The 6957-nt window shown below is 50.8% G+C and carries 11 protein-coding genes; 3 read left to right on the top strand and 8 right to left on the bottom strand.

Features of this window, described 5'->3' with window-relative positions:
* The 3 genes from Q394_RS0115590 to Q394_RS0115580 all read right to left on the bottom strand — a co-directional run.
* A partial coding sequence (locus tag Q394_RS0115590) for a helix-turn-helix domain-containing protein (protein WP_038141791.1) occupies window positions 1-183 on the bottom strand: 183 nt, incomplete at its 3' end.
* Window positions 184-401: 218 nt separating this feature from the next.
* Window positions 402-635: a DUF433 domain-containing protein gene (locus Q394_RS0115585; RefSeq protein WP_028490073.1), complete on the bottom strand. Its 234-nt coding sequence runs from the start codon at window positions 633-635 to the stop codon at window positions 402-404.
* A 104-nt stretch (window positions 636-739) separates the two neighbouring features.
* Window positions 740-1630, bottom strand: a complete 891-nt coding sequence (locus Q394_RS0115580) for a phosphorothioated DNA-binding restriction endonuclease (RefSeq protein ID WP_028490072.1) — start codon at window positions 1628-1630, stop codon at window positions 740-742.
* A 155-nt stretch (window positions 1631-1785) separates the two neighbouring features.
* Here Q394_RS0115580 and Q394_RS22790 point away from each other — a divergent pair, with 155 nt between their 5' ends.
* Both Q394_RS22790 and Q394_RS0115575 read left to right on the top strand, forming a co-directional pair.
* On the top strand, window positions 1786-1935 hold the full coding sequence (locus Q394_RS22790) for a hypothetical protein (RefSeq protein WP_211248836.1): 150 nt from the start codon (window positions 1786-1788) through the stop codon (window positions 1933-1935).
* Complete coding sequence (locus Q394_RS0115575) at window positions 1901-2083, top strand: hypothetical protein (RefSeq protein WP_028490071.1); 183 nt, start codon at window positions 1901-1903, stop codon at window positions 2081-2083. The genes Q394_RS22790 and Q394_RS0115575 overlap by 35 nt, the downstream gene beginning before the upstream one ends.
* A 98-nt stretch (window positions 2084-2181) precedes the next feature.
* On the opposite strand, the gene Q394_RS21685 is transcribed toward Q394_RS0115575, so the two are convergent.
* Both Q394_RS21685 and Q394_RS0115565 read right to left on the bottom strand, forming a co-directional pair.
* On the bottom strand, window positions 2182-4272 hold the full coding sequence (locus Q394_RS21685) for an AsmA family protein (protein WP_028490070.1): 2091 nt from the start codon (window positions 4270-4272) through the stop codon (window positions 2182-2184).
* 46 nt (window positions 4273-4318) lie between these two features.
* Window positions 4319-4813: a hypothetical protein gene (locus Q394_RS0115565; protein ID WP_028490069.1), complete on the bottom strand. Its 495-nt coding sequence runs from the start codon at window positions 4811-4813 to the stop codon at window positions 4319-4321.
* 125 nt (window positions 4814-4938) lie between these two features.
* Between Q394_RS0115565 and Q394_RS20750 the strand changes: the two genes are divergently transcribed.
* On the top strand, window positions 4939-5418 hold the full coding sequence (locus Q394_RS20750) for a c-type cytochrome (protein WP_038141790.1): 480 nt from the start codon (window positions 4939-4941) through the stop codon (window positions 5416-5418).
* A 36-nt stretch (window positions 5419-5454) separates the two neighbouring features.
* Here the strand turns inward: Q394_RS20750 and Q394_RS0115555 are convergent, their stop codons facing one another.
* From Q394_RS0115555 to Q394_RS0115545, 3 genes are read right to left on the bottom strand one after another with little or no spacing between them, the layout of a single operon-like run.
* Window positions 5455-5847 carry an RNA-binding S4 domain-containing protein gene (locus Q394_RS0115555; RefSeq protein ID WP_028490068.1) on the bottom strand — a complete coding sequence of 131 codons (393 nt, stop codon included), beginning with the start codon at window positions 5845-5847 and terminating at the stop codon, window positions 5455-5457.
* Window positions 5823-6290, bottom strand: a complete 468-nt coding sequence (locus tag Q394_RS0115550; protein WP_028490067.1) for a YcgN family cysteine cluster protein — start codon at window positions 6288-6290, stop codon at window positions 5823-5825. The genes Q394_RS0115555 and Q394_RS0115550 overlap by 25 nt, the downstream gene beginning before the upstream one ends.
* The gene (locus Q394_RS0115545; protein WP_156946905.1) at window positions 6280-6951 is read right to left on the bottom strand and encodes a hypothetical protein; all 672 of its coding nucleotides are present in this window, start codon (window positions 6949-6951) and stop codon (window positions 6280-6282) included. The genes Q394_RS0115550 and Q394_RS0115545 overlap by 11 nt, the downstream gene beginning before the upstream one ends.
* Window positions 6952-6957 lie beyond the last annotated feature (6 nt).

The raw sequence follows: 6957 nt of genomic DNA, 5'->3' as shown, positions 1-6957 counted from the left end.
GGCAGTCAGTTGGGAACTCGCTTTCGTGTACCCAACTTTTTCCTGAGCCTGATAGTAGGCATCCGTGCGGTAACGCAAGATGCTGTTGTAAACGTAGCGCACACAACCGAACGTCTGAGCCAGCAACGTTTCTTGTTGTTGGTCTGGGTAGAATCGGAATTGGTAGGCGCGTTTAGTTTTCATTATTCACAAAATATCGTATATTTCGTGAAGAGTCAACAACCGAAAATAGCAAACCAAACGGAGGAGCGAGAAGAGGGTCGGCTGTCGCCGACGCGCTATCCCTACCCATGCCTAAAGGCAGGGGTATCTCGCGCACGACTGATGAATCGCTTCCTCCCCCAAACTTGCAAGAAAACGCGCTAGTGCAGGTGGTAGTTGGGCATCAACGACAAAACGCATCAGGCTGCCTGCAAAACGGGATGATCAAACTGGCGGGCGGCATACATCAGCACGGCACGGATGTCGGCTTGTTCCAAATAGGGGTAATCTTCCAGAATTTCCTTGGTTTCCATCCCTTCCGCCAGCATTCCAAGCACATCTTGCACGCGAATGCGCAGCCCACGGACACAAGGGCGACCACCACATTTCCCAGGCTCTACAGTGATGCGTTGCAGCAAGTTTTCTGTTGTCATGTAACCACCTGATTGGCAATTAAATAGTGTTTTCGTATCGTCTCAAGATAATTGAGTATACGCCAAAGTCTGAAACTGTTGCCGGAAAAGGCGGTGTATTGGGATTAGCCATACTTACCCTGAAACACTTCTCGGATGTGCCAATCGGTAAATTCCGTTTTCGGCGTGTACTGCGTATTACGCGGTTTGAGCAACGGTTTACCGTCGAAATTCAACACCCATTCCTGAAAACCACCGTGCCCGTTGGCTTTTTCCGACACCACGATTTTGTGTTCGTTTGAAATGGCTAAAGCGCCACGATCCAGCAGTTTATGGTGCAAGGAACACAAAGCCAGCCCATTGCTTTCAATATCCGGGCCACCCGCCTGAAACCATTTGATGTGGGCAGCTTCCAGCGCAATCGGGGTGTTTTCCATGCGCACACTGAAACTGCAAATGGCGCAGCGGTAATCGTAAGCCTCCAGCACACGGCGGCGGAACGTCGGGTCACGCTTTGCCCGCCTTTGATGGGATGTTTGAGCAATGGCTTCAAAATCTAGCCCCACTTCATCGAGAATATCCTGATGCACAGACGGTGGAAAGTTGTCTTCCAGCAATTGCATGGCCACCTGTTGCAGTAGTTCTGGATTGGCTTTTAATAGATCGTAGGCGTCTTGGGTAAAGCCTGCTTCAATGTGGTTATCGCGCAAATACTTTTTGCTGATGCTGCCAGATGCAGTCAAAACGCCCGTAGCACGCGGCATTTCCCAAATGAGATCAGACTGCAAATGCCAGAACGGTAGTTCGGGGTAATAGCTGGCACGACTGGGGCCAAAGTCTTGCAATAATTGCGTAAGTTTTGTTTCGATCTGATCAAAGAGAATTAAACGCGATAAATCGGTATGGATACGCGCTAAAGCCACTAACAGCAACAATGGCTTGTGCGGGGCGCGTTGGTCGCCTTTTTTCCAGACATTTAAAGCATTGATGCGGGTGAGGAATTCTTTCGCGTTCATTAAGGTAGCCCAGTATCGTTTTGTTGCGCAGATTATATGCTATCTTGCGGCTCATTTTGCAGCGCAAATGCTTTGATGAGGACAGCGCGGCGCGTTTCTGCATGATCACTAAACCCACAGATGGCTAAGTCTCACTCACATGCTTTTTTATCAGATTGGCCGCATTAGCCCTGCAAGTCATTGACCCGGTGATGGATTATTTCGGCGGGATTGAATTGACCTACGGCTTTTGTTCCCCTGAACTCGCCAAACACATTCCCGGCAGGAGAAGTGGCGCAATGGATCGTCCAGAACACCCCGTTTGACCGCCTGTATTTCTACGGCAACGACAAGCCACTGCATGTCAGTTACGGGGAAGCACATAACCGGGCAGTAGTGCTGATGTTACCCGGCAAAAGCGGGCGTTTGGTTCCCAAGGTCATGGATGCGAAAGTATTTGTTAGCGTGATCTAGGCGAAATAGCCATGAAGAGGGCGTATGCAATACGCCCCTACAAAACCTTCGCTGTAGGGGCGACTGGCGGTCGCCCTTGAAATAGTCCACCACCAGCATCAGAACAAACTTTTCAGTTTATTCTTCAGCGCATCTTCCAGCTTATTCTGTTCACCCTGCACTTCACTTTTCAGGCGGTCGGCAATTTCATCACGCTTTTGTTGAAGTGCATCGATCTGCTTTTGCTTCTCAGCATCAAACTTACCTTTAAGCTGGGCTTTTTGCTTCTCAATTTCCTGATCGGCCATTTCCTTGAGCAACACATCCAGCTCCAGCTCGTAACTGGGCTTTTTCCACGCGCCGAAAATATGCAGCGGAGCAAACAACCCTTGCGGCTTGTCAGCTTTGGGTTTCTCGCCGACACGCAGTTTGAAATCCAATGATTCGTCGACGATATTCACATCGCCATTGCCTTTAATCTGAAAATGCGGCGCAACCAAGGTATTTTCCTCGGTATGGAATACGCCCTGTTGTACTTGCCACTGCCCCGCCAGCTTGGTGAAGGCCACCTCTTTTTCACCCATCTCGTTGACGCTTTCTTTCTCGAACAGCTTGACGACTTCCTTGGTTTTTTGGGCAAAATTGGCGTCGCGGATGCTGCCGTCGTTCAATTCCAGATCAAGCGTGCCATTGAGGTTTTGCTTGAAAACTTTCGCATCCCCAGCCACGGAATCCAGTTTTGCGGTCATATCCAGCGCCCCCGTCACCAAACGGTCATCGGTGAGGGCAAATAACAGTTCTTCTGTCCGCAGTTTTTGCACCTTGTGTTCGCTGCGTACCACCATCGGTGTTAGCAACGTATCAATGTTGATGGTTCCCTGATACGCCCCCTGAAACAGCTTGCCGCTAGGGGTCAGCTTGACTTGGCCATTTTCCATGAAAACATTGAGTTTGGCTTGCTGCAAAGCAAAAGGCGGGTAACTGAACTGATCAGCCTTGAACTTACCCTCCACCACGCGGGCGGGTAACAGCGGGTCGCGGACTTGTAGGCTGCCATCCAGTTGCTGATCAGCCGTTTTGAACTGCACTTTCGACAAGTCCAGCAAGCCTTTGCCACTCTCCAGATTCAGGCTGAGTTTGCCGCTGGCTTGTTGCTGCAACTGCCCGCCGGGAACTTGTTCCGCTTTTACATCCGCGCCCAGTTTCAACCCGGTAATGTCCAGTTGTTGCTGACTCATTTGCAAGCTCAAGTCACCAGCAGCCGTGGCAGCAAGGCTTGTGACTGGCAATGCGCCACCTTGCAAGTCTGCCTGAAGCCGCATATCGCCCAGTTTTAGCAACTCCTTCGCCAGATTTGCATCCAGCTTACCACTCAGTTTGAGCTTGCCTTGGCCGGGGAGGTTAATATCTGCCTGCAAATCGGGGATGCTGGCTTGTTCCTTGTCCAGCTTGCCTTGCAAATTGCCGACAATGCTCGCATCCAACGTACCGGGTAGTTGCGCCTGCATGGTCAGCTTGGTCAGGGAAAAGTCATTTTTGTTCTCATCCAGTTGCGCCGTCGTCGTCAATTGAAGGTCGACATCCAGCGCTGGCTGATTTTGCTTGAGGTTGGTATTAAGGCTGATGTCGACCGGGTCACCGGGGGTGAACATACCCGTTTTCAGATTAAGGGGGGCAAGCGTCAGGGTTTTATCTAGCTGCTCATCACGCCAGTTCACTTCTGAATCGGTCACACTCACCCCAGTCACTACCAAGCCACCCAACAAACTGGTCATGGCTTCACCTGCACCCGCAGTCGCATGGGGTGAATCTTCCGGTAGCAAGTCTTGCCAGTTGGTTTTGCCGTCTTTGGCACGGTGCAGGTTAAGTTTCAAGCCTTGCAGGTGAACCTGATTGACTTTGAGCTGCTGTTCCAATAACGGCAAAAATTGTACCGTTACCCGTGCATCTTTGGCTTCCGCGAAATTTTCGGCGGTGAACCCTTTGGCATTACCCAATGCTACTTCACCCAGTTGCAAAGCGATGTCAGGGTAAAATGACAGGTTAATATCGCCGTTAAGGGTAAGATCACGCCCGGTCTGTTCCTTGACCAAGGCAGTCATTTCAGGTTTATAGCGGTTAGCGTCAAACGTCAGTGCGAACACAGCAATCAACGCCACAATCAGCAGCACTAAACCCAACAGCCAAGCAAGCGGGCGCAACAGGGGCATAAGATATTCCTTTCAGTAGCCTTTTTATATTGCCTATGACTATAACCTATCGAGCAGGCGGCAGGTAGTAGGCTTGTGGATAGTACTGCTGCAATTGATAAGCCTGTGGGTAAGGTTGCTGTGCATAAGGCGCGTAATACGGGTAATAGCTGTAAGGGTAAGCATAGCCATAAGGTGAAGCATTCACCCAACTGTTGGCCGTGTTATAACCCGTCCCATAAGCATTGAACTGGCGGTTTTGGTACTGGGCAACATCGCCACGGCTCTGCGCCCGGCTATTGCCATCCAGCATGGTGAAGCCTTTGGCACGAAAATTCAGATCGAAGTCCATATTAATATCGGCTTCACCGCGCCCGCGTGAATGGCCTTGGCCATTGCTAGTGCCATTACCGTAGGTCTGTCCAGCGGCGCTGGCTTGGCGGGATTGTTCCTGGCGGTTATTGCTGAAAAAATTGCCCATATCAAAGCCATCGAAAAAATCAGCGAAGGCGTTGCCTGCCAATAAGGCGAGCGCGGTAAATACAGTGATGCGTGCGTTCATAGCGGAATACCTCTTAGTGTTTCCGCCAGTTTATACTCATTCATAAGCATTTGCTAATTTTGATGGAAGCGCACAGAATACCTGCACTTTAATCTGAATTTCTGGCCAAACTTGCGAAGGGTATTATGGTTTCTTCTAAATATGACGTCTTCAAAACCTCACTGCTAGCCATTTTCTGCCTGACTTTACTCAGTGCCTGTGGCGAAAAGGAAGACACTCATCCGGGGCAACCCGTCACTAAACGCGAAGCTATTTTCAAAGAAAACTTACGCACCCTTGAAGCAATGGGGCTAATGGTGCGTGACCGAGAGCCTTATTCCCCTAAAGAATTTCTGAAAAATGCTGAAAAGCTCAAAGAACTCAGCACGCAACCTTGGGAATACTTCACCCCCGGCAGCGACTATGCACCGAGCCGCGCTTTGCCAGCCGTTTGGCAAAAGCCAGAGGCATTCAAGCAAGCTCAGGAAACATTCATCGTTGCCGCAGCCCAATTAGCGACTGTCGCTCAAGGTGGCAACCTCGACCAAATCAAACAAGCCTATACGCAAGTAAAAGAGAGTTGTGCGGCTTGTCATCATGACTTCCGCGCAAAAGATCGTCTCTAGACAGCTCGTATGACTGAAGATAGGAGGGGTGAGAACTCACCACTCCTGCTTGAATTTTTCGATCATACGACGCTCACGCTTATCAGGCTTTTTCACCTGAATATTCACGCCATGTAAACGGCGTTCTTCGATCACGGCTTCACGCTCTTCGCGGTGATGTTCGGACTCTGCGTACAGCAAACGTGCTTCCGCAGCTGGGCGACGGTGTTCGTTCACACCCAACACCGTCACCACCCAGGTTTCAAAGCCTTTTTTGATGCGCAGCTTGTCGCCGGGGCGTATCGCGCGTGCCGGTTTTACCCGCTCATCATTGACCCGCACATGCCCACCGTCAATCGCTTCAACGGCCAGTGGGCGAGTCTTGAAAAACCGTGCTGCCCACAACCACTTATCCAGGCGTTGGCTTACATTTTCTTCTTCAGCGGCCATGTGACGACCCGTTCCTCCCAATCTTCTTCATTAACCTCGGCGGCGTAAGTGAAACGCCCGATCACTGATTGTTTCATGCGGTGAATGCTTTGTCTGTCACCCGAGACCAGATGGTGCCACGACGGCAGGTTTTTGCCTTCGTGCAACAGGCGGTAGGCGCAACTCGGCGGCATCCAGTACAACTCATCCAGATTATCCGGCGTCAGGTGCAGGCAATCGGGGACCAGCGTTTCACGGTTCGCGTAATCCTTGCACTGGCAGGTCGTGCCATCCAGCAAATCGCAGGCAACGTCGGTGTAATACACCGTGCTGTCTTCCTCGTCTTCCAGCTTGATCAAGCAGCATTTGGCGCAGTTATCGCAAATGCTTTCCCATTCCGCTTCGTTCATCTCGGCGAGGGTCTTTTGTTTCCACCACGGCAGGGTGCGGGCATTACTTGTCATATTGATCCTTCGGCGATTTGGCTGCCAATAAGCCCTGTTTGAGTGCTGCAAAATGTTGCTTGGTAGCGTAATAAAATACTTCTTTGCCATCACTATTCATGAGAATAGCCAAGCCTTTTGCTGGGTAGAACCAATATTCAACCGATTCTTGCGTGGAAGGCAAACGTTCATCCGGTACGCCAAAACGCGCCATGACAATATCGGGGTCATAATCAATCACCGGCATGTAAATCAGCTTATCCATCCGCAAACTATCCGTAACCTTGATATTACCTTCGGACAAGGTGTACTTCCATTGCCCACTTGCCATGCCCTCACGCTTGGTGTTTTCCTGTTGAAACTTGTCCAGCATCGGACTATCGGCCTGCATTTCCGCAATAATCTTCGCCTCAAACAAACCCACCCGCTGCGTACCAAAATAGGCTTCCAACGTGCGCTTACCGCTTTCGTGCGCAAATACTGCCATTTCTGGAAAACTGTGGAAACGCTCGATCACATCTTTAAGCGTCGCCGTTCCCACATCCAAATGGAACACTTGCGGGTTGCCATCCGGCGACAAGGTGACTTGCCAAGGCAGATCTTCGGGATGTTGAGGGGAGGAGTCGCAGCCGGTCATGCCGAGGGTCAGGGCAAGCAGGCTGGCGGGTAATGCGTATTTCATGCAGAA

It is taken from the genome of Thiothrix lacustris DSM 21227, assembly GCF_000621325.1.
In the GTDB taxonomy this organism is placed as follows: Bacteria; Pseudomonadota; Gammaproteobacteria; order Thiotrichales; family Thiotrichaceae; genus Thiothrix; species Thiothrix lacustris.
The sequence above is the reverse complement of the archived record's forward strand: the minus strand, read 5'-3'. Positions and strand labels throughout refer to the sequence as shown.